The following is a 24163-nucleotide window of genomic DNA, read 5'->3' on the forward strand; positions in this document are numbered from 1 at the left end:
ACGAGGGCGCTCCATGCTCAAACCGATACTCCTGGTAGAAGACAACCCCAACGACCTCGAACTGACCCTGCTCGCGCTCGAGCGCAGCCAGCTGGCCAACGAGGTGATCGTGGTACGCGACGGCGCCGAGGCACTGGACTACCTGTTCCGCAGGAACAGCCATGCCGACCGCCCGCAAGGCAACCCGGCAGTGCTGCTGCTCGACCTCAAGCTGCCCAAGGTCGATGGCCTGGAGGTGCTCGAACAGGTGCGCGACTCGGCCGACCTGCGCAGCATTCCGGTGGTGATGCTGACCTCGTCCCGCGAAGAGCCGGACCTGGACCGCGCCTATCAGCTGGGCGTGAATGCCTACGTGGTCAAACCCGTGGAGTTCAAGGAGTTCGTCGGCGCCATCTCCGACCTGGGGATTTTCTGGGCCGTGCTCAACGAGCCACCGCCCGGTTCCACCCGGGTCGTGCGTCGCCCCAAGTCATGATGACAAGACATGCCTAGACGAGAGCCCGGAGCGCCGACGCCGCTCCCCAGAATAAAGCTGCTGCTGATCGAAGACAGCACCCACGACGTCGAGCTCACGCTGTTGACGCTGGAGCGCTATGGCCTGCAGGTCGACCCGGTGGTGGTGCACGATCACATCGGCGCCTGCGAGGCCATGCAGCAGCACACCTTCGACGTGATCGTGTGCGACTACCTGCTGCCCTCCTCGTCGGGCATCCAGGTGCTCGAGGTGGCCCAGCGGGCGGCCCCGGAAACGCCGTTCATCTTCCTGTCCGGCATCTTCGGCGAACAGCAGGCGGTGGAGACCATGCGCCTGGGCGCGGTCGACTACGTGCTCAAGCAGAACCTCAAGGTGCTGCCCAAGGCCATCCGCCGCGCCGTGCTCGAAGTGCGCGAACGCGAGAAGCGCCGCGCTGCGGAAAACGCCCTCGAAGAGGTCGAGACCCGCGCCCGCCTGGCCATCCAGGCTGCCGAGATGGGCGTGTGGGAACTGAGCGTGCCCAGCGGCTCGGTGCTGTGGGACGAGCGCTGCCGCGCCCTGTACGAAGTCACGCCCAGCTGCAACCTGCACCTTGACCAGGTGCTGGAGCACTGCCACCCCGACGACCGGGCAATGCTGCGGGCCAAGGTCGAGCAGGCCCTGAGCCGCGAATCGGTGTTCCATGCCGAATACCGCGTGCAGTTGTCGGGCGGTCGCCTGCGCTGGATCAACTCCAACGGCCGTTCGCTGTTCAAGGATGGCCGTTGCGTGCGTTTCAGCGGGGTGATGCAGGACATCAGCGAGCGCAAGGTCGCCACCCAGGCCCTGGTGCAGTTGACCGAAACCCTGGGCGAGCGCGTGGAGCAACGCACCCGCGAGCGCGACCGCACCTGGGAGCTGTCGCGTGAACTGCTGGGGGTGCTGCGCTTCGACATGACCCCGATCAACTTCAACCCGGCCTGGGAGGCGGCGCTGGGCTGGTCGCGGGACCAGATCGGCAGCCTGCGCCTGTGGGAGCTGATCCACCCCCTCGATCTGGACGCCACCATCAAGGAAACCCGCAGCATCGCCAGCGGCAACGTATCGACCCGCTTCGTCAACCGCATGCGCCACGCCAACGGCGACTACCGGTGGCTGTCCTGGACCATCGTGCCGGAGAACGGCCTGATGTACGCCGCGGTGCGCGACATCACCGATGAGCGTGCGGTGGTCGAGGAACTGGCCGCCACCAACAAGCGCCTGCGCGAACAGATCGACGAGAAGGAACGCGTGGAAGCCACGCTGCAGCAGATGCAGCGCCTGGAAGTGGTCGGCCAGCTGACGGCTGGAGTGGCCCACGACTTCAACAACCTGCTCACGGTGATCCTCACCAGCGCGACCTTTGCCACGCGCGACATTGCCCGCGGCAACCTGGACAAGGCCCGCACCCGGCTGGAACACATCACCGATGCCGGTGAACGTGGCGCCCGGCTCACGGCCCAGCTGCTGTCGTTCTCGCGCCGCCAGCGCCTGCAACCGCGCCCGGTGGACCTGAACGCCACCGTGCGCGGCATGCAGAGCCTGCTGAACAAGGCGCTGGGGGCCAATATCTGGGTAGAGATGTCGCTGGCCCCGGACCTGTGGACCGCCTCGGCGGACCTGACCCAGACCGAGATGATCATCCTCAACCTCATCATCAACGCCCGCGACGCCATGGCCAACGGGCCCGGCTCGGTGCTGCTGCGTACCCACAACGTCACCGTGGAGGCCGCGCCCCTGCGGCCCGAAGACCCGGAACCCGGCCACTACGTGGTGTTCTCCATCGTCGACTCGGGCAGCGGCATGAACGAGGACACCCTGCTCAGGGCCTTCGAGCCGTTCTTCACCACCAAGCCGGTGGGGCATGGATCGGGGCTGGGGCTGGCCCAGGTGTTCGGTTTCGCCAAGCAGTCCGGTGGTGGGGTGCGCATCGAAACCACCCTGGATGTCGGCACCACGGTCAGCGTGTACCTGCCGCGGATCCAGGGCGACGCCGTGGCCGTGCTGCCAAGCCCTGCGCCGGTGAGTGAACCGCATCAGCCGCTGGGCTCGACCATCCTGCTGGTGGACGATGACAGCACCGTGCGTACCCTCACGGCCACCTTGCTGGAATCGTTTGGCCTGAAGGTGGTGCAGGCGCGCAACGGCCCGGATGCACTGAACATGCTGAGCCCCGAGATCGACCTGCTGCTGACCGACTACGCCATGCCGGGCATGACCGGCGGCGAGCTGGCGGCCCTGGTCAAGCGCTCCTACCCGCAGTTGCCGGTGGTGTTCGTGACTGGCTATGCCAATACCGACGTGCTGGGGCTGAGCCATTCGACGGTGATCCAGAAGCCGTTCAGCGAGCGCGACTTGCGCAGCAAGATCTGGGCAGCGCTGGCGCGTTGAAAAACCTGTACACGCTTTCTACCTGGCCGAGCAAAAAAGATTATTCTTGAAAGACATTTTTCAACGCCAGACTATGTGAGAGCCGAATATGAAGATCGATGACATGGACGCCTTCGTCGCCGTCATCCGCTGCCAGTCGACCAACCTTGCGGCGCAGTCGCTGCAGTTGACGCAGCCGGCCATCACACGACGCGTGCAGAACTTCGAGGAAGACCTGGGCGCCAACCTGCTCGACCGCAACACCAAGCCGCTCAAGCCCACGCCCATGGGCTGGCGCGTGTACGAACAGTGCAAGGCCATCCTGCGCGAGATCGACACCCTGCGCGAGCTGGTGGCCAGCCACGGCTCGCCCAGCGGCACCCTGCGCCTGGGCGTGCCGCAGACCATCGGCGATGTGGTGCTGCTCGATGCCCTGGCGCAGATTCGCCAGGCCTACCCCGAGCTGCGGACCCAGGTCGCCAGCGGCTGGGGCAGCGCGCTGATCGCCAGGATGGAAAACGGCGAGCTGGATGCGGCCGCCGCGCTGTTCCCCTCCGGCAAGATCTTCCCCGAAGGTATCGCCAGCCGTTCCATCGGCCGCATGCACCTGCGGGTGGTGGCCGCCAAGTGCAGCGCCAGCAAGCGCAGCTACAAGCTCAAGGACTGCTACAGCCAGGGCTGGGTGCTCAACCCCGACGGCTGCGGGTTTCGCGCCGGCCTGCAGCGCGCCTTGAGCGAACAGGGGCTGTCGCTGCAGATCAACCTGGAAACCTTCGGCACCGAACTGCAACTGGGCCTGGTCGCCAACGGCCAGGGCCTGGGGCTGGTGCCCGAGCCGCTGCTGGCCGCCAGCCGTCATCGCGACCTGCTTGAAGTGGTCAACGTCAGCGACTTCAAGCCCCAGGTCGACCTGTGGCTGTTTCACCCCAGCTACCTGGGCAACCTGCAGGAGCCGGTGGAGCTGTTCGGCAGCGTCACGGCGCAGCGGCTGGCGCTGTAGCAGCCCCGCCCTGCCCCGCATCAGCCAAGGCAGCGGGCCTCACTCCAGCGTGATGTTGCCCGCCCGGATCACCTCGCCCCACCGTGCGCCGTCATCGGCGATCAGCTTGGCAAACCCCGCCGGGGTACTGTGCTCGACGCTGATCCCGTTCTGCGCGAACCGCTCGGCGGTCTGCGGCGCCTGGGCAATCGCGGCAATCGCCGCGCTCAACTGCTCTACCAGCTGCGGCGAAGCGCCCTTGGGCAGCACCAGGCCGAACCAGCCCGATGCCTCGAACCCCGGCAGGCCTGCCTCGCTGGCACTCGGCACCCCTGGCAGCAACGGCGAGCGCTGCGCGCTGCTGAGCACCAGCCCCTTGAGCTTGCCGGCCTGGATCTGCGGGGCCAGCACGGTGAGGGTATCCACCGCCACATCCACCTCGCCGCCCAGCACCGCCGTGACCGCCGGCGCACTGCCCTTGTACGGCACGTGCAGCAGGTCGATGCCCGCCAGGTTCTTCAGCAACTCCCCGGACAGGTGGCACAGGGTGCCGTTGCCGCACGACGAATAGCTCAACGCGCCCGGGCGCGCCTTGGCCTGGTCGATCAGCGCCTGCAGCGTGTCGACCTTGCTGGCAGCCGGTACGGCCACCACGTTGGGCACCGAGGCCAGCACCGCCACGGGCGTGAAGTCCTGCAGCGGGTCGTAGCGAAGGCCCTTCTGCAGGTTGGGCAGTATGGTCAGCTGCCCGGCGGTGGCCAGCGACAGCGTGTAGCCATCGGGTTTGGCCTTGGCCACCGCCTCGGCGGCGATTGCGGTGCCGGCACCGGGCTTGTTGTCGACCACCACCGGCTGGCCCAGCGAGGCCGACAACTGCTCGGCGTAGTAGCGCCCCACGGTATCGGCAGCACCGCCCGGCGGGAACGGCACCACCAGGGTCACGGCGCGGCTCGGGTAGGCATCGGCCTGGGCCAGTGCGGCAACGCCCAGGGCCAGTGCGGCCAGGGCAAACTTGAGCGGTAGGATGATTTTCATGCAAAGGTCCTGGAACAGTCAGGGTTGAAGCAGCCCTCAGTCTTCACTGAAGGCCACATGGCGCGTGGCGCGCACCCGCGGGATGAGCATCAGCCCCACCGCCAGCACGCACAGAATCAACAGGGTCAGGCTCAATGGCCGGGTGACGAACACCGTGGGGTCGCCCCGCGACAGCAGCATCGCCCGGCGCAGGTTCTCCTCCATCAACGGGCCGAGCAGATAACCCAGAAGCAGTGGCGCCGGCTCGCAGCGCAGCTTGATGAACAGGTAGCCCAGCAACCCGAACGCCACCGTGAGCAGCACGTCGAACAGGCTGTTGTTGACGCTGTACACACCAATGCAGCAGAACAGCAGGATCGACGGGTACAGCAGGCGGTACGGCACCGACAGCAGCCGCACCCAGATCCCCACCAGCGGCAGGTTGAGCACCAGCAGCAACAGGTTGCCGATCCACATGCTCACGATCAGCCCCCAGAACAGCTCGGGGCGCTCGTCGATCACCTGCGGGCCCGGCACGATGCCGTGGATCATCATGGCCCCGGCCATCAGCGCCATCACCGCGTTGGAAGGCAGGCCCAGCACCAGCATCGGGATGAACGAGGTCTGCGCCCCGGCGTTGTTGGCAGACTCCGGCCCGGCCACGCCCTCGATGGCGCCCTGGCCGAAGCGCTCGGGGTGCCTGGCGATACGCTTTTCGACCATGTACGAGGCAAACGCGCCCAGCATCGCCCCGCCCCCCGGCAGCACGCCCAGCACCGCGCCCAGGCCGGTGCCGCGCAGCATCGGCTTCCAGCTGCGCCGGTAGTCTTCGCGGGTCGGCATCAGGCTGCCGACCCGCGCCACCTGGGGCGGCTGGCCGCGGCTGCGCTCCAGGTTGGCGATGATTTCGGCGATGCCGAAGATGCCCATCGAGATCACCACGAAACTGATGCCGTCGCTCAACTGGGGCAGGCCGAAGGTAAAGCGCTCCACCCCGGAATTCACGTCGGTGCCCACCAGGCCCAGCAGCAGGCCCAGCAGGGTCATGGCCACGGCCTTGAGCACGTCGCCCTGGGCCAGCACCACGGCGGCCACCAGGCCCAGCAGCATCAGCGAGAAGTACTCGGCCGGGCCGAACTTCAGCGCCACCTCGGCCAGCGGTGCGGCAGCAGCGGCCAGCAGCAGGATCGACAGGCTGCCGGCAATGAACGAACCGATCGCGGCAATGGCCAGGGCCGCCCCGGCCCGGCCCTTGCGTGCCATGGCATGGCCGTCCAGGCAGGTCACCACCGAGGACGACTCGCCCGGCAGGTTGACCAGGATCGCCGTGGTCGAGCCGCCGTACTGGGCGCCGTAATAGATGCCCGACAGCATGATCAGCGCCGCGGCCGGGCTCAGGCCGTAGGTGATCGGCAGCAGCATGGCGATGGTGGCCACCGGCCCCAGGCCGGGCAGCACCCCCACCAGCGTGCCCAGGGTCACACCGATCAGGCAGTACAGCAGGTTGTTCAGGGTGAAGGCGGCTTCAAGGCCGATACCCAGGTGTGCCAACAGCTCCATGGGTCGCTCCTCAGACAGGCCAGGCCGGCAGGTTCAGGCCCAGCCCGTAGCCGAACACCAGCACGCTGAACAGCCCCAGCGCGCTGCCCACCGCCAGCAGTTCGCCCAGGTGCGCCTTGTGCCGGCCCAGGCCGCTGAGCAGCGTCATGCACAGGGTCGCCAGCGCCAGGCCAAGGCTGGGCAGCAGCAGCGCGAACGCCACCACGCTGGCACTGATGGCCAGCGCCGGGCGGACGATGAACAACCCGTCCAGCGTGACCTTCTCGCGGCCCAGCCACAGGCCGCGCACCAGCAAGGCGACGCCCAGCCCGCACAGGGCCAGGCTCACCAGCCAGGGAAAGTAGCCTGCGCCCATGCGCATCGCCGTGCCGCTGGCATAGGCGCTGCCCACCAGCAGCCCGGTCAGGCCGAAGCCCAGGAACAGGCAGCCGGCCAGCACTTCGCGGGCATCGAGGTTCAGGGTCAGGGAATGCGGGCGCGCAGTGGCGGCCCGTTGCAGAGCATCTCGCACGCAGGTCTCCAGGTGCCGGTACGGCACAAGGCAGGGCGATCCGCGCGTGCGGTCTCGGGGTGGGGTTAAGGTAGCTGCGCCGCTCAGGCGCTGCGTTGTGCCTGGCGCGCCGCGACCTTGGCGTGGGTCAGTGGGATCAGCTCGCGGCCGTAGTCGGCGGCGTCGTTGATCGGGTCGAACCCGCGAATCAGAAAGGTGGTCACGCCCAGGTCGTAGTACGCCAGCAAGGCATCGGCCACCTGCCCGGGGGTTCCCACCAGCGCGGTGGAGTTGTGCCCCCCGCCAACCAGTGCGGCCATACCGGTCCACAGGCGCTCATCCACGCGCTCGCCTTGCGCCACGGTGTCCAGCAGGCGCTGCGCACCGACGCTCTGCGGCTTGTTGGCCACCACCGGGCCGGCGCGCTCCAGGCGCTGGCGAGCGGTATCGAGAATGGCATCGGCCTTGGCCCAGGCCGCGGCTTCGGTATCGGCGATGATCGGCCGGAACGACACGCTGAACTGCACCTGGCGCCCGTGCAAGGCCGCCTGGGCACGTACTGCCTGAATGGTTTCGCGGGTCTGCTCCAGCGACTCGCCCCACAGCGCGAACACATCGGCATGCTTGCCGGCCACTTCCAGGGCCGCCGCCGAAGAACCACCGAAAAACACCGGCAGGTGCGGCTTTTGCACAGGCTTGATGGCGGAGAAGGCGTTCTGCGCCTGGTAGAAGGTGCCGTGATGATCGAAGGGGGTGTCTTGGGTCCAGACCTTGCGCACCACCTCCAGAAACTCGTCGCTACGCGCATAGCGCTGGTCGTGGTCGAGGTAGTCGCCGTCCTTGCGTTGCTCGCCGTCATTGCCGCCACTGATCACGTGCAGCGCCAGGCGTCCGTCGAGCAGGTGATCGAGGGTCGCCAGCTTGCGCGCGGCCAGGGTCGGCGCCACGAAGCCGGGGCGATGCGCCAGCAGAAAGCCGATACGCGGCGCCGCCAGCCCGGCCAGGGCCGTGACCAGAAAGCCGTCGGGCTGATCCGACCAGTACCCCACCAGAATCCGGTCGAAGCCTGCCTGCTCGTGCACCTGGGCAAAACGGGTGATGTACGCCTTGTCGAAGATCGGGCCAGCCGGATCGAGGGTCTCCGAAGACAGGCGGTGGCCGATCATGCCGATGAATTGAACGCTCATGGGGGGCTCCTTGAAGAGGGCGAAGAAAGCTTATTGGTTATAGAAGGTTCTTTCTTCAAAACGAACGCTTATAAGCTACCGAGCCCGCCACCCCTTGTGAAATTCATTTTAGGCATAACCTAATATAAAAAATGATTTATATCTAAACAGCTTTAAAATTCACTTTACGCATATTAGCTTATGCTCAATTTGAATTTTGAGAATCATCAGGCGGTTGCTAGGGTGATTCGAAACCGTAGCCAGAGCCCCGACCATGACCGACCCCCTTCGCCTGGACCGCTTGCGTCAGTTCATCGACGAACTGGCCAGCCTGCTCGACCGAGAAACCGATGAAGCGGCCCTTCTCGATGATGGCCAGCGCCTGTTGCAGCAACTGGTGGCCCATGACGACTGGCTGCCGCCAGAGCTGGCCCAGCCCAGCCCCGAACGCTATCAGCAGTACCTGCTGCACTGCGATTCGCGCCAGCGCTTCTCCATCGTCAGCTTCGTGTGGGGGCCTGGGCAGACCACGCCGGTCCACGACCACCGGGTATGGGGCCTGATCGGCATGCTGCGCGGCGCCGAATACGCCCAGGGTTTTGCCCGCAACGAGCACGGCGCGCTGCTGCCGTCCGGCAGCCCGGTGCGCCTCGAGCGCGGCCAGGTCGAGGCGGTGTCGCCGCGCATCGGCGACATCCATCAGGTCAGCAATGCCTTCGACGACCAGGTGTCGATCAGCATCCACGTGTACGGCGCCAACATCGGCGCGGTCAGGCGTGCCGTGTACCTGGCCGACGGCAGCGAGAAACCCTTCATTTCCGGTTATTCCAACACCCAACTGCCCAATCTGTGGGACCTGTCAAAAGAGAACCTTGCGCCATGAGCACCCCGACCACCCGCACCTACGCCCACCTGCGCCAGCACTTGCTGGCCAGGCATGAACTGGCCCTGATCGATGTGCGCGAAGAAGCGCCCTTCGCCGTGGAACATCCGCTGTTCGCGGCCAACATCCCGCTGTCCAGGCTTGAAATCGAAATCTACGCGCGAGTGCCCCGGCGCGATACACCGATCACCGTGTATGACGATGGCGAGGGCCTGGCGCAGATTGCGCTCCAGCGCCTGGGTCAACTTGGCTACAGCGACGTGGCCCTGCTCGAAGGCGGCCTGGCCGGCTGGCGCGAGGCCGGCGGCGAGCTGTTCCAGGATGTGAACGTACCGAGCAAGGCGTTTGGCGAACTGGTGGAAAGCCAGCGCCACACCCCTTCGCTGGCGGCCGAAGAAGTGCAGGCGCTGCTGAACGAAAAGGCCGACGTGGTGGTGCTGGATGCGCGTCGCTTCGACGAATACCAGACCATGAGCATTCCGGGCGGCATCAGCGTGCCGGGTGCCGAACTGGTGCTGCGGGTGGCCGAGCTGGCACCGAACCCGGCCACCCGCGTGATCGTCAATTGCGCCGGGCGCACCCGCAGCATCATCGGCACCCAGTCGCTGGTCAACGCCGGCATTCCCAACCCGGTATCGGCTTTGCGCAACGGCACCATTGGCTGGACATTGGCGGGGCAGACCCTGGCCCATGGCCAATCGCGGCGCTTTGGCGACGTGAGCCCGGCCAACCGGCAGCGCGCCGCCGAACAGGCCCGCGCCGTGGCCGACAAGGCCGGCGTCGTGCGTGCAGACAGCCAGACGCTGGCGGCGTGGCGCGCCCAGGCCGATCGCAGTACTTATGTGTTCGATGTGCGCACCCCCGAGGAATTTGCCCGGGGCCACCTGCCAGGCAGCCGCTCGACGCCGGGTGGTCAGCTGGTGCAGGAAACCGACCATGTGGCCAGTGTGCGCGGGGCGCGCATCGTACTGATCGATGACGATGGCGTGCGTGCCAACATGAGTGCGTCGTGGTTGGCGCAGATGGGTTGGGAGGTGGCGGTGCTCGATGGCTTGGGCGCAGGCGACTTCAGCGAAACGGGTGATTGGCAGCCGCCGTTGCCGGCGTTGCCGCAGCCTTCGACCATCGACCCCGAACAGTTGGTGCAGTGGCAGGCAGACGCCGACACGGTGCTGCTCGACTTCACCACCAGTGCCAATTACGTGCAGCGGCACATACCGGGTGCGCACTGGGCGATCAGGGCACAGCTGGAGCAGGCACTGGAGCGCTTGCCGGTGGCGGGACGTTACGTGCTGACCTGCGGCAGCAGCTTGCTGGCGCGGTTTGCGGCGCAGGACCTGCAACGCCTGACCCGAGTGCCGGTATTCGTGCTGGAGGGTGGTACGGGCCGCTGGATTGCCGAGGGGCGGCCGCTGGAGTCGGGCGAGACGCACCTGGCGGTGCCGCGCAGCGACCGTTACCGCCGGCCGTATGAAGGCACCGACAACCCGCGTGAGGCGATGCAGGGGTACCTGGATTGGGAGTTCGGGTTGGTGGCGCAGCTGGGGCGTGATGGCACCCATGGGTTCCGGGTGATCTGAACCTCTTGAGCAGACCGTATGGTCTGCCCCTGGCCGACAGGCCGCATACGCAGGTGCGGGCAAGGCCCGCTCCTGCGCCCTTCGGGCACAAGCACAGGAGGCGCCGGCCTTGCCGGCGAATCGAGCGCGAAGCGCTCGTACAACCTGAACCCACCGTGGATCAGGCAGCCCTCACCCGCCGAGCCGCAATCAGCGCCCTGCCACCGGCTCGAACAACGACACCGCCGCCGCATCCACCTTGCGCGGCAACAGGCCCTGGGCAAAGAACACATCGGCAATCTGCTGCTGTTCGGCCAGATGCTCCGGCTTCACCAACTGCACGTCGTAACTGCGCCGCGCATTGGCCTGCTCCACCGTGGCCACATCCAGGTTGCCCCACAACGGCCCCAGCACCTTCGCCGCCTGCGTGGGGTTGGCCTTGGTCCACTGCCCCGCCTTCTGCAACGCACCGAATACAGTTTCAAGCACCTGCGGATGCGCCTTGGCGTAATCGCTGCCCGCCAGGTAGTAACGCTGGTAACTGGCCAGCCCCTGCCCATCGCTCAGCACCCGCGCATGCTGCTGGCGCTGGGCGCTGGCCACGAACGGGTCCCAGGTGACCCAGGCATCGACCTTGCGGTTCTCGAACGCCGCACGGCCATCGGCCGGGATCAGGTAGGCCGGCTGGATATCGCTGAAGGTCAACCCGGCCCTGGCCAGGGCCTGTATCAACAGGTAATGGCTCCCCGCGGCCTTGGTCACCGCCACCTTCTTGCCCTTGAGGTCCGCCAGGCTGTGCAGCGGCGAATCCGCCGGCACCAGAATGGCCTGGGCCAGTGGCGATGGTGTCTCGCGGGCAAAATAGGTCAGCCGCGCCCCCGCCGCCTGGGCGAACACCGGCACGGTGTCGGCCACATCTGCCGACACATCGACATTGCCCAGGTTCAGGGCCTCCAGCAGCGGCAGGCCGCTGGCGAACTCATGCCAGCTGACCTGTATGCCCTGCTGCGCCAGCTGCTGCTCCAACGTACCCTGGGCCTTGAGCAGAATCAGCAGCGTCGAGGATTTCTGGTAACCGATGCGCAGGGTTTGCCCCGCGCTGGCGCTACCGACCAGGCTGGCGCCAAGCAGCGCGCCGATGGCCAGTTGTCGCAGACGTTTGAACGGTTGCATGGGGTCAGCTCCTGTCAGTGGGCCTGGGTCACGACGACCCTGGCGGGCAGCACGAAGCCGCCGGCAAAGGTCGGCGCCACGTCCAGACGTTGGGCAATCAGGCCGTGGGCCTGGTAGAAGTCGGCGGTTTCCTGCTGCTCGGCGATGGTGCCGGCGTCCACGACCTGCCAGCGCAACTGGCGACGCTCGAACTGCAGCCGGGCCGCGTCCTGCGGGAAGCCGATGATCTGCGCCAGGGTCTTGGAGTAGCTGTCCAGGTTCTGGTTGGCCCACACCTGGGCCTTGGCCAGGCGCGCCAGGTAGTCCTGCAGGGCCGCGCGCCGGGCCGGGTCGGCCAACGCCTTGTCGGTCGCCGCCAGAAAGCTGTTGCCACTGGACAAGCCGCGACCATTGACCAGCACCCGGCCCTGGCCGGTGGTTTCGGCCAGCGCGGTGTACGGCTCCCACGTCGCCCAGGCATCCACCGAACCGTTGGCCAGGGCCATCCTGGCATCCACCGGGCCAAGGAAGCGGAACTCGACGTCCTTCTCGCTCAGCCCCGCGCTGGCCAGCGCCTTGAGCGCCACGTAATGGCCAATCGAGCCGCGCCCGGTGGCGATGCGCTTGCCCTTGAGGTCGGCCGCCGCGTGCAGCGCCGACCCGGGGTCCACCAGCACGGCTGTGCCATAGGCGTCGGACTTGTCCACGGCAATCGCCTTGACCTGCGCGCCGGACGCCAGGGCGAACAGCAGCGGCGCATCACCGATGATGCCGGCGTCCACCGCGCCGGCATTGAGCGCCTCGGCCAGCGGCGCGGCAGCCGGAAACTCCGCCCACTTGATGTCATACGGCAGGTCGCGCAGCCCGTCGGCGGCCTCCAGCTGGGCACGCATGTTGCCCTTCTGGTCGCCGATACGCAGTTCGATACGCGGTTCGGCCAGCACCTGCCCGGCCAGCAGCAAGGCGCCAGCGAGGGCGAGAAGTCGTGAAATGGGTGGCATGCAGTGCACTCCTGAAGGCGATTGTAGAGCGACTCTACCGGCTCGTCATAAATCAGTGAAGTGCATTTTATGAATATCCTAATATGCAAATAACGTTTAATTATCGCCATTAGCTTATAACCATAAAGAATTTTACATCAGAAAATTTAACGCATACGGTCATAAGCCCGCCGATCTGCACACACAACTCGGGGCGGGACGACGGCACCCCCGGGTGCTCCCTGGATTTTCTGCGATGAGTGCCTGATGAGCCTGTCTTCTATTGCCGCGCCGTACCGTTCGATCGAGTCGGCCCCTGCCCTCGCCGACCTGGACCCACTGCTGTTTACCCTGACCCGCGAGCTGGCCGCCAGCGCCGCCGAGGTGGACCGCAGCGGTGCCTTCCCCACCGCCAACTTTGCCCTGCTGCAACGCCATGGCCTGCTCGCGCTCACCGTGCCGCGCGAGCTGGGGGGTGCCGGTGCCGACCTCGCCACCGCGCGCAAGGTGGTGGCCGCCGTGGCCAAGGGCGAGCCCTCCACCGCACTGATTCTGGTCATGCAGTACCTGCAGCATGTGCGCCTGCAGGACGACCAGCGCTGGCCGCTGTCGCTGCGCCAGCGCCTGGCCCGCGAAGCGGTGGAGCACGGCGCGCTGATCAATGCCTTCAGGGTCGAACCCGAGCTGGGCACCCCGGCCCGTGGCGGCCTGCCCGCGACCCTCGCGCGGCGTACCGCCGAAGGCTGGCGCCTGTCCGGCACCAAGCTCTACTCCACCGGCAGCCACGGCCTGAGCTGGTACCTGGTGTGGGCGCGCAGCGACGATGCCGACCCGCTGGTGGGTGGCTTTCTGGTGCACAAGGACAGCCCCGGCATCCGCATCGTCGATGAGTGGGATCACCTGGGCATGCGTGCCACCTGCAGCCACCGCGTCGAGTTCGACGATGTGCTGCTGCCGCTGGAGCACGCCGTGGCCGTCAGCCCGGCCAGCGCACCGCGCGCCGAGCTCGATGGCGAAGCTCAGCTGTGGATGGCGGTGCTGCTGGCCAGCCTCTACGACGGCGTGGCCCAGGCCGCACGCGACTGGCTGGTGAGCTTCCTGCGCGAGCGGGTGCCGTCCAACCTCGGCCAGCCGCTGGCCAGCCTGCCGCGCTTTCAGGAGCGGGTCGGGCGCATCGATACCCTGCTGTTCGCCAACCGCAACCTGCTCGACTCCGCGGCCAGCGGCCAGGTCACCGCGCAGCACGCCGGGCAGCTCAAGCAACTGGTCACGCACAACGCCATCCAGGCCGTGGAGCTGGCCATCGAGGCCAGCGGCAACCCAGGGCTTTCGCGGCACAACCCGCTGGAGCGGCACTACCGCAACGTGCTGTGCAGCCGCATCCACACCCCGCAGGATGACGTGGTGTTCCACAGTGCCGGGCGCTCGGCGCTGAGCCAGCAAGCGCCGTGACCCTCGCCCCCGGCTGACAGCGGCCGACCGGCCACGCACCGCCATCCTCCAAATCGGCCTATGCTCAAACAGGCCTGCCGGCGGAGGTGCACATGTGCGGACGACTGAGCCAGTACCACGGCATCCACGAGTTCGTGGACGCCCTGAGCATGCCCAACCCACTGGTCAACCGCGTGGGCGATGCGCCGCTTGGGCACTACAACGTGGCCCCCACCACCCAGTTGGCGGTACTCGGCCTGCAGCATGACACCCTGCACGCCGACCTGCTGCGCTGGGGCTGGCGGCCACACTGGGCGCAGGACAAGCCGGCACCGATCAATGCCCGCGTCGAGAAGGTGGCCCACGGCCCGTTCTTTCGCGCCATCTGGCCGCACCGGCTGATCGTGCCGGTCGACAACTGGTTCGAATGGGTCGATGAAGGCGGGCCTAAGAAGCAGCCCTACCTGATCCGCCGCCGCGATGGACGCCCTGCCCTGTGCGCGGCCATCGGCCAGCTGGGCGACCCACCCGGCGAACAGGACGGCTGCGTGATCATCACGGCCGACAGCCAGGGCGGCCTGCTGGATGTGCATGACCGGCGCCCGGTGGTGCTGGCCGCAGACGCCGCACGCCACTGGCTGGACCCCGCCACCTCCAAGGCATACGCCGAACAGCTGCTGGACCTCGCCGAGCCCGCCCAGGTGTTCGAGTGGTACCCCGTGGACAGCGCCGTGGGCAACAGCCGCAACCAGGGCCCGGCCCTGGTGCAGCGCCGGCACCCCTGAACGGCGCCTACTCGCCCAGGTACGCCTTCTGCACCTGCTCGTTGTGCAGCAGGTCGCTGGCCTGGCCTTCCAGCGCGATGCGCCCGCCATCGATCACATAGGCGCGCTGGCAGGTCTGCAAGGCAAGCCTGGCGTTCTGCTCCACCAGCAGCAGGGTCACGCCACCCTTGACCACCTCGACGATGGTTTCGAAGATCTTCTGCACGATGATCGGCGCCAGGCCCATCGACGGCTCGTCGAGCAACAGCAGCTTGGGCCTGCCCATCAATGCCCGGGAAATCGCCAGCATCTGCTGCTCCCCGCCCGACATGGTGCCGGCCAGTTGAAAGGCGCGCTCCTTGAGCCGCGGGAAGATGCCGAACATGCGTTCGATATCGGCCTGGATCGCGTCCTTGCCGTCGGTTCGCGAGAACGCGCCCATCTCCAGGTTCTCGTACACCGTCAGCTTGGGGAAGATCCCGCGGCCTTCCGGCACCAGCGCCAGGCCCTGGCGGATCAGGTCGTAGCTCTTGATCGCCGCATGCGCCTTGCCATCGAAGGTGATCTGCCCGGCCACCGGGCTGAGCAGGCCGGCCAGGGTCTTGAGGGTGGTGGTCTTGCCGGCGCCGTTGGCGCCGATCAGCGCGACCATTTCGCCCTCGCGGATGTGCAGGTCGATGCCCTTGATCGCCTGGATGGCCCCGTAGGCCACCTGCAGGTCGCGTACTTCAAGAATGTTCTTCATGTTCAGGCCACCGCCTCCGAACCCAGATAGGCCTCGATTACCCGAGGGTCCCTTTGCACATCGGCCGGCAGGCCATCGGCGATCTTCCTGCCGAATTCCAGCACGGTGACGTGATCGCACAAGCCCATCACCAGCTTCACGTCATGCTCGATCAGCAGCACCGTCTTGCCGTCGGCCTTCATCTTGCACATCAGCTGGCGCAGGCCTTCGGTCTCGGAGGCGTTCATGCCGGCCGCCGGTTCGTCCAGGGCAATCAGCAAGGGTTCGGTGGCCAGCGAGCGGGCAATTTCCAGACGCCGCTGGTCGCCGTAGGACAGGTTCTTGGCCAGTTCCCCGGCCAGGTGCCCGATGCCCACGTAGGCCAGCCAGTGCCGCGCAGCCTGGCGAATCTCGCGCTCTTCGCGCACGCAGGCCGGGGTGCGGAACACGGCCCCGAACACCCCGCAGCGGGTGCGTACATGGCGACCGATCATCACGTTTTCCAGCGCGGTCATGTTGTGGAACAGCCGGATGTTCTGGAAGGTGCGCGAGATACCCGCCTCCACCACCTTGTGCGGCTTGCTGATGTTCAGCGGCTTGCCGTCGAATTCGACCTTGCCCTCTTCGGCCCGGTACAGCCCGGTAAGCACGTTGAACAGGGTGGTCTTGCCCGCGCCGTTGGGGCCCAGCAGGCCGCGGATCTCGCCGCGCCGGATCGACAGGTCGATGCCGTGCAGGGCCTGCAGGCCGCCAAAGAACTTGCTGACCGAACGCAGCTCCAGTAATACGTCGCTCATACCTTGTCCGCCTGTTGGGCCGGGTGATCGAAGGCCGGCGTGCTCGCGGGCACCGTGGTGCTCAGCGCGGTCGCCGCCGGGATGGGCTCGGGGTCGCCGTCATGCAGCTCGGCGCGGCGCCGGTTGGACGGCCACAGGCCCTCGGGCCGGTAGCGCATCACCAGAATCAGCGCCAGGCCGAACACCAGCATGCGCAGGGTCGAGGCATCCAGCACGTTGCGCAGCACCTCGCGGCTGACGAAGGTCACGTTGTCCATCACGAACGGCTGTATCCAGTTGACCAGGTCGCGGAACACCTCGGGCATCACCGACAGGATCAACGCCCCCAGCACCACGCCGCGAATCGAGCCCATGCCGCCGAGCACCACCATCGCCAGCACCATGATCGACTCCATCAGGGTGAACGACTCGGGGCTGACGAAGCCCTGGTAGCTGGAGAACAGCACCCCGGACACCCCGCCAAAGGTCGCGCCCATGGCAAATGCCAGCAGCTTGAGGTTGCGCTTGTTCAGGCCCATGGCCTCGGCCGCCACCTCGTCCTCGCGCAGGGCCATCCAGGCCCGCCCGATGCGCGAGACTTCGAGGCGCTTGGACAGCACGATGGCGAAGATCACCACCACCAGGAAGAACAGGTAGTAGCTGATCACCGGGGTGACCTTGAGCCCGAACAGGCTCCATGAGGTCTGCAGCGACAGCAGCGCCTCGGGCGCCTGCCCTGCGGCATGCGACCAGGCCCCGCCGTCGATGTGCAAGGGTGCGATGTTGCTGATGCCCTGCGGCCCGTTGGTGATGTTCACCGGCTGGTCGAGGTTGTTCATGAAGATGCGGATGATCTCGCCAAAGCCCAGGGTCACGATGGCCAGGTAGTCGCCGCGCAGCTTGAGCACCGGGGCGCCGATCAGCACCCCGCAGATGGCCGCGGCAATCGCTGCCAGCGGGATGATCACCCACAGCGGCCAGTTCAGCACGCCGTCCACCAGCCCGGCCATGTTCAGGTGCGGCGAGGCCAGCAAGGCGTACAGGTAGGCGCCGATGGCATAGAAGCCGATGTAGCCCATATCGAGCAGGCCGGCGTAGCCGATCACGATGTTCAGGCCCAGTGCCAGCAGCACGTAGAGCATTGCAAAGCCGAGGATGCGTACCCAGGTGGGCCCCAGGAACGGAATGCTGTCGACGACGAAGGGCAAGGCCACGAACGCCAGGATCAGCAGCAGGTACTGTGCGGTTTGGTTTTTCATGTGCGTTGCCTCCTAGGCCCGGTCGGCCTGGCGTTCGCCCATCAGGCCGTTGGGTCGGAACAGCAGCACCAGAATGAGCACGGCGAACGCGAAGATGTCCTGGTAGTTGGCGCCCAGGAAGCCCCCGGTGAGGTGGCCGGTGTAGCCGGCGGCCAGCGACTCGATCAGGCCCAGCAGCAGCCCGCCGGCCATGGCCCCGAACAGGTTGCCGATGCCGCCCAGCACCGCCGCCGAGAAGGCCTTGAGCCCCAGCAGCAGGCCCATGTAGGCGTCGGCCTGGCCGTAGTTGACCGCGCGCATCACCCCGGCGATGGCGCCAAGCCCGGCACCGATCAGGAAGGTCGCGGAAATCACCCGGTTGATGTTGATGCCCATCAGCCCGGCCACTTCCTGGTTCTGCGCGGTGGCGCGCATGGCCTTGCCCAGGCGGGTCTTGTCGACCAGCAGCCAAAGCCCCAGCATGATCACCACCGAGATGATCATGATGCTCATCTGCACGTTGGTGACGGTGGCGCCGAACACCTCGATCGGGCGGGTTTCGACCACTTCGGGGAAGGTCTTGTAGCCACGCCCCCAGATCATCATCGCCAGGTTCTGCAAGGCGATCGAGATGCCGATCGCGAGGATCAGCGGGGTCAGGCGCGGGGCCTTGCGCAAGGGCCGGTAGGCGAACTTCTCCATGCCCTGGGCCATCAGCATGCACACCGCCGCCGCCACCATGATCGCCAGCAGCAGGGTCAGGATGCCGGGCGCAAAGCCCATGCCCGCGAGCATGCTCAGCACCGAGATGGTCACCATGGCGCCCACCATCACCACCTCGCCGTGGGCGAAGTTGATCAGGCCGATGATGCCGTAGACCATGGTGTAGCCCAGGGCTACCAGGGCATAGATGCTGCCCAGCACCAGGCCGTTGAGGACCTGCTGCAACAAGATATCGAAATTGCCTTCCACGAGCTGAATCCTCAAAACTGCGTTGTCGCTCACCGCGTGCGCTGGCAACAGCGACGCGGCGGCATGCCTGGCAGGTCAGAAATGAACGCTTCTTATTGTTGCGAGCCGGGCGGCCCGCTTGTTATTCGAGGTAGAGCAACGGCTCAGTCGCGCTCGACCGAGAGGGTTTTCCAGCCGCCGTCGGCAAACTGGAACACCGTGGCGGCCGGGCTTTTCAGGTTGCCGAATTCATCGAATGCGATGGTGCCGGTGACGCCCTCGTAGCTTTCGCTCTTGAGTACCGGCAGGTACACGGCAGGGTCGGCCGACTGCGCTTTGACCATGGCGGTGATCGCCGCCCAGGTGGCGTCGTACGCCGCAGGCGAGGACTGCACCACGCCCGTGCCGAACTTGGCCTTGAGCTTCTGCTCGAACGCCGCGCCCTTGGGCATCTCCAGCAACGGGGTGCCGTAGTTCCAGGCGTACACGCCCTCGGCGGCGCTGCCGGCCATCTTCTTGAACTCGTCGTTGGGCAGGTTGCCGATGTTCATGAACCTGGCCTTCAGGCCCAGGTTCTTCATCTGCTTGGCCATGGGGGCGGCCTGGTAGTCGAGGGCGGCGAAGAACACCGCATCGACCTTCTGCGACTTGGCGGTGGTGAGGATGGCATTGAAGTCGGTGGACTTGTCGTTGGTGTATTCGCGTACCACCACGTTGCCACCGGCGGCCTTGACCGCCTTGGTCACTTCGTCGGCCAGGCCCTGGCCGTAGGCGGTGCGGTCGTCGAAGATCGCGATGCGCTGGGCCTGCAGGGTCTTGACCAGGTAGTTGCCGGCATAGCGGCCGAGGGTGGCGTCGTCGTTGACCACGCGAAACACGGTCTTGATGCCCTGGCGGGTCAGCGCCGGGTTGGTCGCCGACGGCGAGATCTGCGGGATGCCGGCATCGGCGTAGATCTTCGAGGCCGGGATGCTGGTGCCCGAGTTGTAATGCCCGATCACCACCGCCACCTTCGAATCCACCAGGCGTTGCGCCACGGCGGTACCGGTACGCGGGTCGGCCACATCGTCCTCGGACACCAGCTTGAACTGGGCCACCTTGTCGCCCAGCTTCAACTGCTGCTGGTTGGCCTCTTCGATGGCGATGCTCACGCCATGTTCCACATCCAGCCCCTGGTGTGCAGAGGGCCCGGTCAGCGGGCCGGCAAAGCCGATCCGTACCAGCTGGGTGTCCGCCGCGTTCGCCGTGCCAGCCCCCATCAGTGTTGCCATCAGTGCAGCAAGGGCGGTCAAACCCCGGTTGTTCTTATTCATTCTCAGCTCCCAGTAATCATTGGACGAACTGCACACGCCTGGCCAACCTCGCCGGCGCACTTGTAAGATAACAGTCAGCAGGCAACTGTCAATGGGTGTATGCTTGAGGAAAATGAAAATGCTGACAAAAGCCACGCACGCCTTGATCCATGCACCTTAACGAGGCATGGGATTGCAGTAGAATCAGGCGCTTGCACCATAACAAGTCAGTTGTTTGATAACATATGGCTACATTTTCGCCGCTACTTCGGGTTTTTAGCGGGTCGGGTGAAATCGACGCAGATCGCGTTTGACGGATGCGCCAACCTGTTCAACCATTCAATCCATCGTGATGAGCACATCAGTTTCAGGAGCTACACAACTATGAATGCGTCGTTTGGAACGCGCAGGGCCAATCTGGCGGAGACAGTGATCCACGAGCTGTCCAACCGGATCGACAATGGCACATACGGGCCGGGGCAGAAGCTTCCGTCCGAACAGGAGCTGTGCAAGGAATTCGGCGTCAGCCGCCCTGTGATTCGCGAGGCCGTGGCCTCGTTGCGTCTGGGCGGTCGGCTGATCGCCCGCCAGGGTGTAGGCGTATTCGTGGTCGAGCAGGACGTCAAGCGCCTGGGCTTTGCCCTGAGCACCGCAGTCGATGACGTGCGCGCCGCCGCCCACGTGCTGGAACTGCGCCTGGGCATCGAGACCGAGTCGGTCGCGCGTGCCGCCGAGCGCCGCAGCCCCACCAGCGTGGCGCAGATCACCGAGGCCTTCGACCGCTTCAACGCGCTGGACGGCTCCAACCTCGAGGAAGAGGCCCGTGCCGACTTCGAGTTCCACCTGGCGATTGCCCGCGCCACCAACAACCCGCACTTCCCGCAGTTGCTCGAAGCCCTGGGCCCGGACATCATCTTCGACCTCAACCTCAAGCACGGCCAGTCCACCGGCAAGAACCGCCTGGCGCACATCAAGAAGATCGGCCGCGAACACGGCGCGATTCTCTCGGCCATCAGCATGGGCGACGTCAACGCCGCCCGTTCGGCGGTGCGCAAGCACCTGGAAGAAAGCCTGTCGCGTTACCAGCGCCTGGTCGACAGCGGCGACTGAGCGGCGCTGTCGCCCTGCCCTCGCGGGTCAGCCCAGGCCCAGGCACACGTACTTGATCTCGAGGTAATCCTCGATCCCGTAGCGCGAGCCTTCGCGCCCCAGCCCCGATGACTTCACGCCGCCAAACGGTGCGACCTCGGTGGCCAGCACGCCGACATTGACGCCTACCATGCCGTACTCCAGGGCCTCCGAGACCCGCCAGATCCGCCCCACATCCCGTGCATACAGGTAGCAGGCCAGGCCGAACTCGGTGGCATTGGCCTGGGCGATGACCTGTTCTTCGCTGTGAAAGCGAAACAGCGGCGCCACCGGCCCGAAAATCTCCTCGCGGGCCACGCGCATGTCCGGTGTCACCTCGGCCAGCACGGTGGGCTGGTAGAACGCCTCGCCAAGGGGGTGGCGCCGGCCACCGGCGACCAGTCGCGCACCGCCCTCCAGTGCGTCGCTCACCATCGCCTCGACCCCGGCCACGGCCTTGGCATCGATCAGCGGGCCGACGGTGGTGCCGGCCTGGCTGCCCTCGCCCACCACCAGCTCGCCGACCCGCTGGGCAAAACGCTCGACAAAGCGCTCGTAGATGCCGTCCTGGATGTAGAAGCGATTGGCGCACACGCAGGTCTGCCCGCTGTTGCGGAACTTGGCCACCAGTGCGCCCTCCACCGCCGCTTCAAGGTCCGCGTCGTCGAACACGATGAAGGGCGCGTTGCCGCCCAGCTCCAGGGTCACCTTCTTCACCGTGGCCGCGCTTTGCTGCAGCAACTGGATGCCGATGGGCGTGGAGCCGGTGAACGACAGCTTGCGCACCACCGGGTTGGCGGTCAGTTCGCCACCGATGGCGGCCGAGTCGCCGGTCACCACGTTGAGCACGCCACGCGGTATGCCGGCGCGTTCGGCCAGCACGCACAGCGCCAGGGCGCTGAACGGGGTCTGCGAGGCGGGCTTGAGCACCAGCGTGCACCCGGCCGCCAGGGCCGGGGCGGCCTTGCGCGTGATCATCGCCGCCGGGAAGTTCCACGGCGTGATCGCCGCGCACACGCCAATCGGCTCCTTGGTCACCAGCAGGCGCCGGTCGGCCTGCGGCGAGGGGATCACGTCGCCATACAGGCGCTTGCCCTCCTCGGCATAGAACTCCACATAGGCTGCGGCGAAGGCGATCTCGCCACGGGCCTCGGCCAGGGGCTTGCCCTGCTCGGCGGTCATGATGCGCGCCAGGTCTTCCTGGTGCAGGAGAATTTCGCGAAACCACGCCTGCAAGCGGCTGGCGCGTTCCTTGGCGGTGAGGGCGCGCCAGGCCGGCAGCGCCGCCTGGGCGGCGAGCACGGCGCGGCGGGTTTCGTCGGCGCCCATGCGCGGCACGCCACCCAGGCGTTGGCCGGTGGCCGGGTTGGTCACGTCAATGCTGCGGGCGCTGTCGGCGCCCACCCAGGTTCCATCGATATAGCAACGTTCACGCAGCAGATCAGGATCGGCAAGGTTCATGCTGATGGGCTCGCAGGGGAATAAGGGGAAACGGCGGGAGGCAGACCCTGCCCCCGCCTGGAGGGTCAACGCGACGCCAGGGCCTTTTCGCGGATCTGGCTGAGGGTCATGCGCGGGGTCAGCGCCTCGGGGTCGATCTGCACCTCGATCAGCGCCGGCTTGCCCGACGCCTCGCAACGCTCGAACGCACCCGCGAACTGATCGGTGGCGCTCACCGTTTCGGCATGCAAGCCATAGGCCCGTGCCAGCGCGGCGAAGTCGGGGTTGTGCAGGTCGGTACCCGACACCCGCCCCGGGTAGCTGCGCTCCTGGTGCATGCGGATGGTGCCGTACATGCCGTTGTTCACCACCACCACGATGACCCGGGCGTCATAGTGCGCGGCAGTGGCCAGCTCCTGGCCGTTCATCAGAAAGCAGCCATCACCGGCGAACGCCACCACACTGCGCTGCGGCGCGGTGAGCTTGGCCGCAATCGCCGCCGGCACGCCATAGCCCATCGAGCCGTTGGTGGGCCCCAGCAAGGTGCGAAACGCCTGGTGCTGGTAGCCGCGGTGCACCCAGCCGGTGTAGTTGCCGGCACCGCAGGTGATGATGCTGTCGGCGGCCAGGTGCTGGTTGAGCCAGGCGATCACCTCGCTCATCTGCACCTCGCCGGGCGAACGCGGGCATTCGAAGTTGGCCCGGTAGCCGCTGTTCAGGCGCTGTACCCACTCGGCGAACGCCTGCGGCTTGGCCGGCGCCAGCGCCGCCAGTTGCGCGGCGATGGTCGGCATGCCGGCGTTGATCGCCAGGGTCGGCTGGTACACCCGGCCCAGTTCCTCGATGCCGGGGTGAATGTGCACCAGCGCCTGCCTGGGCACCGGAATGTCCACCAGGGCATAGCCGCCGGTGCTCATCTCGCCCAGGCGTGCACCGATCACCAGCAGCAGGTCACTGCTTTTCACCGCCTCCACCAACTCGGGGCCGGCGGCAAGGCCCAGGTCGCCGGCGTACTGGGGCAAGGTGTTGTCGAACAGGTCCTGGCAGCGGAACGAAGCCGCCACAGGCAGGTTCTGGGCCTGGATGAAGCGCCGCGCATCGGCCACCGCCGCGGCGGTCCAGCCGCCACCGCCCAGCACCACCAACGGGCGCTGTGCCTCGCCCAGCAGAGCCTGCAGGCGCTGCAGGTCGGCAGGTGCCGCCGCCGCTTCGATCCGCCGGGCCGGGCCGGCATCGGCCACTGCCACCCGATCCGTCAGCATGTCTTCGGGCAGGGCAACCACCACCGGGCCGGGGCGGCCGTTGGTGGCGCGGTGGAACGCCTGGCTGAGCAGCTCGGGCAGGCGCGCGGCATCGTCGACCTCCACCACCCACTTGGCCATCTGGCCGAACATGCGGCGGTAGTCGATCTCCTGGAAGGCTTCGCGCTCCACCTGGTCGCGGGCCACCTGGCCGATGAACAGGATCATCGGCGTGGAGTCCTGGAAGGCGGTGTGCACGCCGACCGAGGCATTGGTCGCCCCCGGCCCGCGGGTGACGAAGCAGATACCCGGCTTGCCGGTGAGCTTGCCGTAGGCTTCGGCCATGTAGGCGGCGCCGCCCTCCTGGCGGCACACGATCAGCTCGATGTCGTCCCTGGCATCGTGCAAGGCATCAAGCACCGCCAGGTAGCTCTCGCCGGGCACGCAGAACGCGCGTTCCACGCCATTGATGCGCAAGGCATCGACCAGCACCTGCCCGCCCGTGCGCAGCCCGTTGTTGTCAGTGTTCATC

At 66.7% G+C, this 24163-nt stretch carries 21 protein-coding genes; 8 read left to right on the plus strand and 13 right to left on the minus strand.

What is annotated here, in order from left to right:
• Positions 1 to 13 precede the first annotated feature (13 nt).
• From ACPRTJ_RS25615 to ACPRTJ_RS25625, 3 genes are all read left to right on the plus strand, one after another.
• The gene (locus ACPRTJ_RS25615; protein WP_043864031.1) at positions 14 to 475 is read left to right on the plus strand and encodes a response regulator; all 462 of its coding nucleotides are present in this window, start codon (positions 14 to 16) and stop codon (positions 473 to 475) included.
• Positions 476 to 484: 9 nt separating this feature from the next.
• Positions 485 to 2884: a response regulator gene (locus ACPRTJ_RS25620; protein WP_426427570.1), complete on the plus strand. Its 2400-nt coding sequence runs from the start codon at positions 485 to 487 to the stop codon at positions 2882 to 2884.
• Positions 2885 to 2972: 88 nt separating this feature from the next.
• Positions 2973 to 3863 (plus strand): LysR family transcriptional regulator, encoded by an 891-nt coding sequence (locus ACPRTJ_RS25625; RefSeq protein WP_426427572.1) that lies wholly within the window; start codon positions 2973 to 2975, stop codon positions 3861 to 3863.
• Positions 3864 to 3902: 39 nt separating this feature from the next.
• Here the strand turns inward: ACPRTJ_RS25625 and ACPRTJ_RS25630 are convergent, their stop codons facing one another.
• The 4 genes from ACPRTJ_RS25630 to ACPRTJ_RS25645 all read right to left on the minus strand — a co-directional run bounded on the left by ACPRTJ_RS25630 (position 3903) and on the right by ACPRTJ_RS25645 (position 8093).
• Entirely contained in the window at positions 3903 to 4877 is a 975-nt protein-coding gene (locus ACPRTJ_RS25630; protein ID WP_054914351.1) for a Bug family tripartite tricarboxylate transporter substrate binding protein, read from the minus strand.
• A 36-nt stretch (positions 4878 to 4913) separates the two neighbouring features.
• The gene (locus tag ACPRTJ_RS25635) at positions 4914 to 6416 is read right to left on the minus strand and encodes a tripartite tricarboxylate transporter permease (RefSeq protein WP_043864035.1); all 1503 of its coding nucleotides are present in this window, start codon (positions 6414 to 6416) and stop codon (positions 4914 to 4916) included.
• A gap of 10 nt (positions 6417 to 6426) precedes the next feature.
• Entirely contained in the window at positions 6427 to 6927 is a 501-nt protein-coding gene (locus ACPRTJ_RS25640) for a tripartite tricarboxylate transporter TctB family protein (RefSeq protein ID WP_235384379.1), read from the minus strand.
• Between the two features lie 83 nt (positions 6928 to 7010).
• A complete protein-coding gene (locus tag ACPRTJ_RS25645; protein ID WP_426427575.1) occupies positions 7011 to 8093 on the minus strand; it encodes an LLM class flavin-dependent oxidoreductase in 1083 nt (360 codons plus the stop codon).
• Between the two features lie 253 nt (positions 8094 to 8346).
• Here ACPRTJ_RS25645 and ACPRTJ_RS25650 point away from each other — a divergent pair, with 253 nt between their 5' ends.
• Positions 8347 to 8955, plus strand: a complete 609-nt coding sequence (locus tag ACPRTJ_RS25650) for a cysteine dioxygenase (RefSeq protein WP_123753128.1) — start codon at positions 8347 to 8349, stop codon at positions 8953 to 8955.
• Positions 8952 to 10535 (plus strand): rhodanese-related sulfurtransferase, encoded by a 1584-nt coding sequence (locus tag ACPRTJ_RS25655; RefSeq protein WP_058540329.1) that lies wholly within the window; start codon positions 8952 to 8954, stop codon positions 10533 to 10535. The genes ACPRTJ_RS25650 and ACPRTJ_RS25655 overlap by 4 nt, the downstream gene beginning before the upstream one ends.
• Positions 10536 to 10724: 189 nt before the next feature.
• Here ACPRTJ_RS25655 and ACPRTJ_RS25660 read toward each other — a convergent pair whose 3' ends face one another.
• On the minus strand, positions 10725 to 11687 hold the full coding sequence (locus ACPRTJ_RS25660) for an aliphatic sulfonate ABC transporter substrate-binding protein (protein ID WP_426427577.1): 963 nt from the start codon (positions 11685 to 11687) through the stop codon (positions 10725 to 10727).
• A gap of 14 nt (positions 11688 to 11701) precedes the next feature.
• Positions 11702 to 12667: an ABC transporter substrate-binding protein gene (locus tag ACPRTJ_RS25665; RefSeq protein ID WP_426427579.1), complete on the minus strand. Its 966-nt coding sequence runs from the start codon at positions 12665 to 12667 to the stop codon at positions 11702 to 11704.
• A 246-nt stretch (positions 12668 to 12913) separates the two neighbouring features.
• Here ACPRTJ_RS25665 and ACPRTJ_RS25670 point away from each other — a divergent pair, with 246 nt between their 5' ends.
• Both ACPRTJ_RS25670 and ACPRTJ_RS25675 read left to right on the plus strand, forming a co-directional pair.
• A complete protein-coding gene (locus ACPRTJ_RS25670; protein ID WP_426427580.1) occupies positions 12914 to 14098 on the plus strand; it encodes an acyl-CoA dehydrogenase family protein in 1185 nt (394 codons plus the stop codon).
• A gap of 92 nt (positions 14099 to 14190) precedes the next feature.
• Positions 14191 to 14862 carry an SOS response-associated peptidase gene (locus ACPRTJ_RS25675; protein WP_426427582.1) on the plus strand — a complete coding sequence of 224 codons (672 nt, stop codon included), beginning with the start codon at positions 14191 to 14193 and terminating at the stop codon, positions 14860 to 14862.
• Between the two features lie 7 nt (positions 14863 to 14869).
• On the opposite strand, the gene ACPRTJ_RS25680 is transcribed toward ACPRTJ_RS25675, so the two are convergent.
• The 5 genes from ACPRTJ_RS25680 to ACPRTJ_RS25700 all read right to left on the minus strand — a co-directional run bounded on the left by ACPRTJ_RS25680 (position 14870) and on the right by ACPRTJ_RS25700 (position 19843).
• Entirely contained in the window at positions 14870 to 15586 is a 717-nt protein-coding gene (locus ACPRTJ_RS25680; RefSeq protein ID WP_043864043.1) for an ABC transporter ATP-binding protein, read from the minus strand.
• Between the two features lie 2 nt (positions 15587 to 15588).
• Positions 15589 to 16362 carry an ABC transporter ATP-binding protein gene (locus tag ACPRTJ_RS25685; RefSeq protein ID WP_054914344.1) on the minus strand — a complete coding sequence of 258 codons (774 nt, stop codon included), beginning with the start codon at positions 16360 to 16362 and terminating at the stop codon, positions 15589 to 15591.
• Positions 16359 to 17600 carry an ABC transporter permease subunit gene (locus tag ACPRTJ_RS25690; protein ID WP_100632635.1) on the minus strand — a complete coding sequence of 414 codons (1242 nt, stop codon included), beginning with the start codon at positions 17598 to 17600 and terminating at the stop codon, positions 16359 to 16361. Before ACPRTJ_RS25690 ends, ACPRTJ_RS25685 begins: the two co-directional genes overlap by 4 nt.
• A 12-nt stretch (positions 17601 to 17612) precedes the next feature.
• The gene (locus ACPRTJ_RS25695) at positions 17613 to 18551 is read right to left on the minus strand and encodes a branched-chain amino acid ABC transporter permease (RefSeq protein ID WP_043864046.1); all 939 of its coding nucleotides are present in this window, start codon (positions 18549 to 18551) and stop codon (positions 17613 to 17615) included.
• 143 nt (positions 18552 to 18694) lie between these two features.
• On the minus strand, positions 18695 to 19843 hold the full coding sequence (locus ACPRTJ_RS25700) for a branched-chain amino acid ABC transporter substrate-binding protein (RefSeq protein ID WP_078481146.1): 1149 nt from the start codon (positions 19841 to 19843) through the stop codon (positions 18695 to 18697).
• Between the two features lie 363 nt (positions 19844 to 20206).
• Between ACPRTJ_RS25700 and ACPRTJ_RS25705 the strand changes: the two genes are divergently transcribed.
• Entirely contained in the window at positions 20207 to 20932 is a 726-nt protein-coding gene (locus tag ACPRTJ_RS25705) for a FadR/GntR family transcriptional regulator (protein WP_043864047.1), read from the plus strand.
• 27 nt (positions 20933 to 20959) lie between these two features.
• On the opposite strand, the gene ACPRTJ_RS25710 is transcribed toward ACPRTJ_RS25705, so the two are convergent.
• A complete protein-coding gene (locus tag ACPRTJ_RS25710) occupies positions 20960 to 22411 on the minus strand; it encodes an NAD-dependent succinate-semialdehyde dehydrogenase (protein ID WP_043864048.1) in 1452 nt (483 codons plus the stop codon).
• A 65-nt stretch (positions 22412 to 22476) separates the two neighbouring features.
• The gene (locus ACPRTJ_RS25715) at positions 22477 to 24162 is read right to left on the minus strand and encodes a thiamine pyrophosphate-binding protein (RefSeq protein WP_426427588.1); all 1686 of its coding nucleotides are present in this window, start codon (positions 24160 to 24162) and stop codon (positions 22477 to 22479) included.
• Position 24163: the final 1 nt, after the last annotated feature.

The organism is Pseudomonas palmensis (assembly GCF_049942755.1).
Lineage (GTDB): Bacteria > Pseudomonadota > Gammaproteobacteria > Pseudomonadales > Pseudomonadaceae > Aquipseudomonas > Aquipseudomonas palmensis.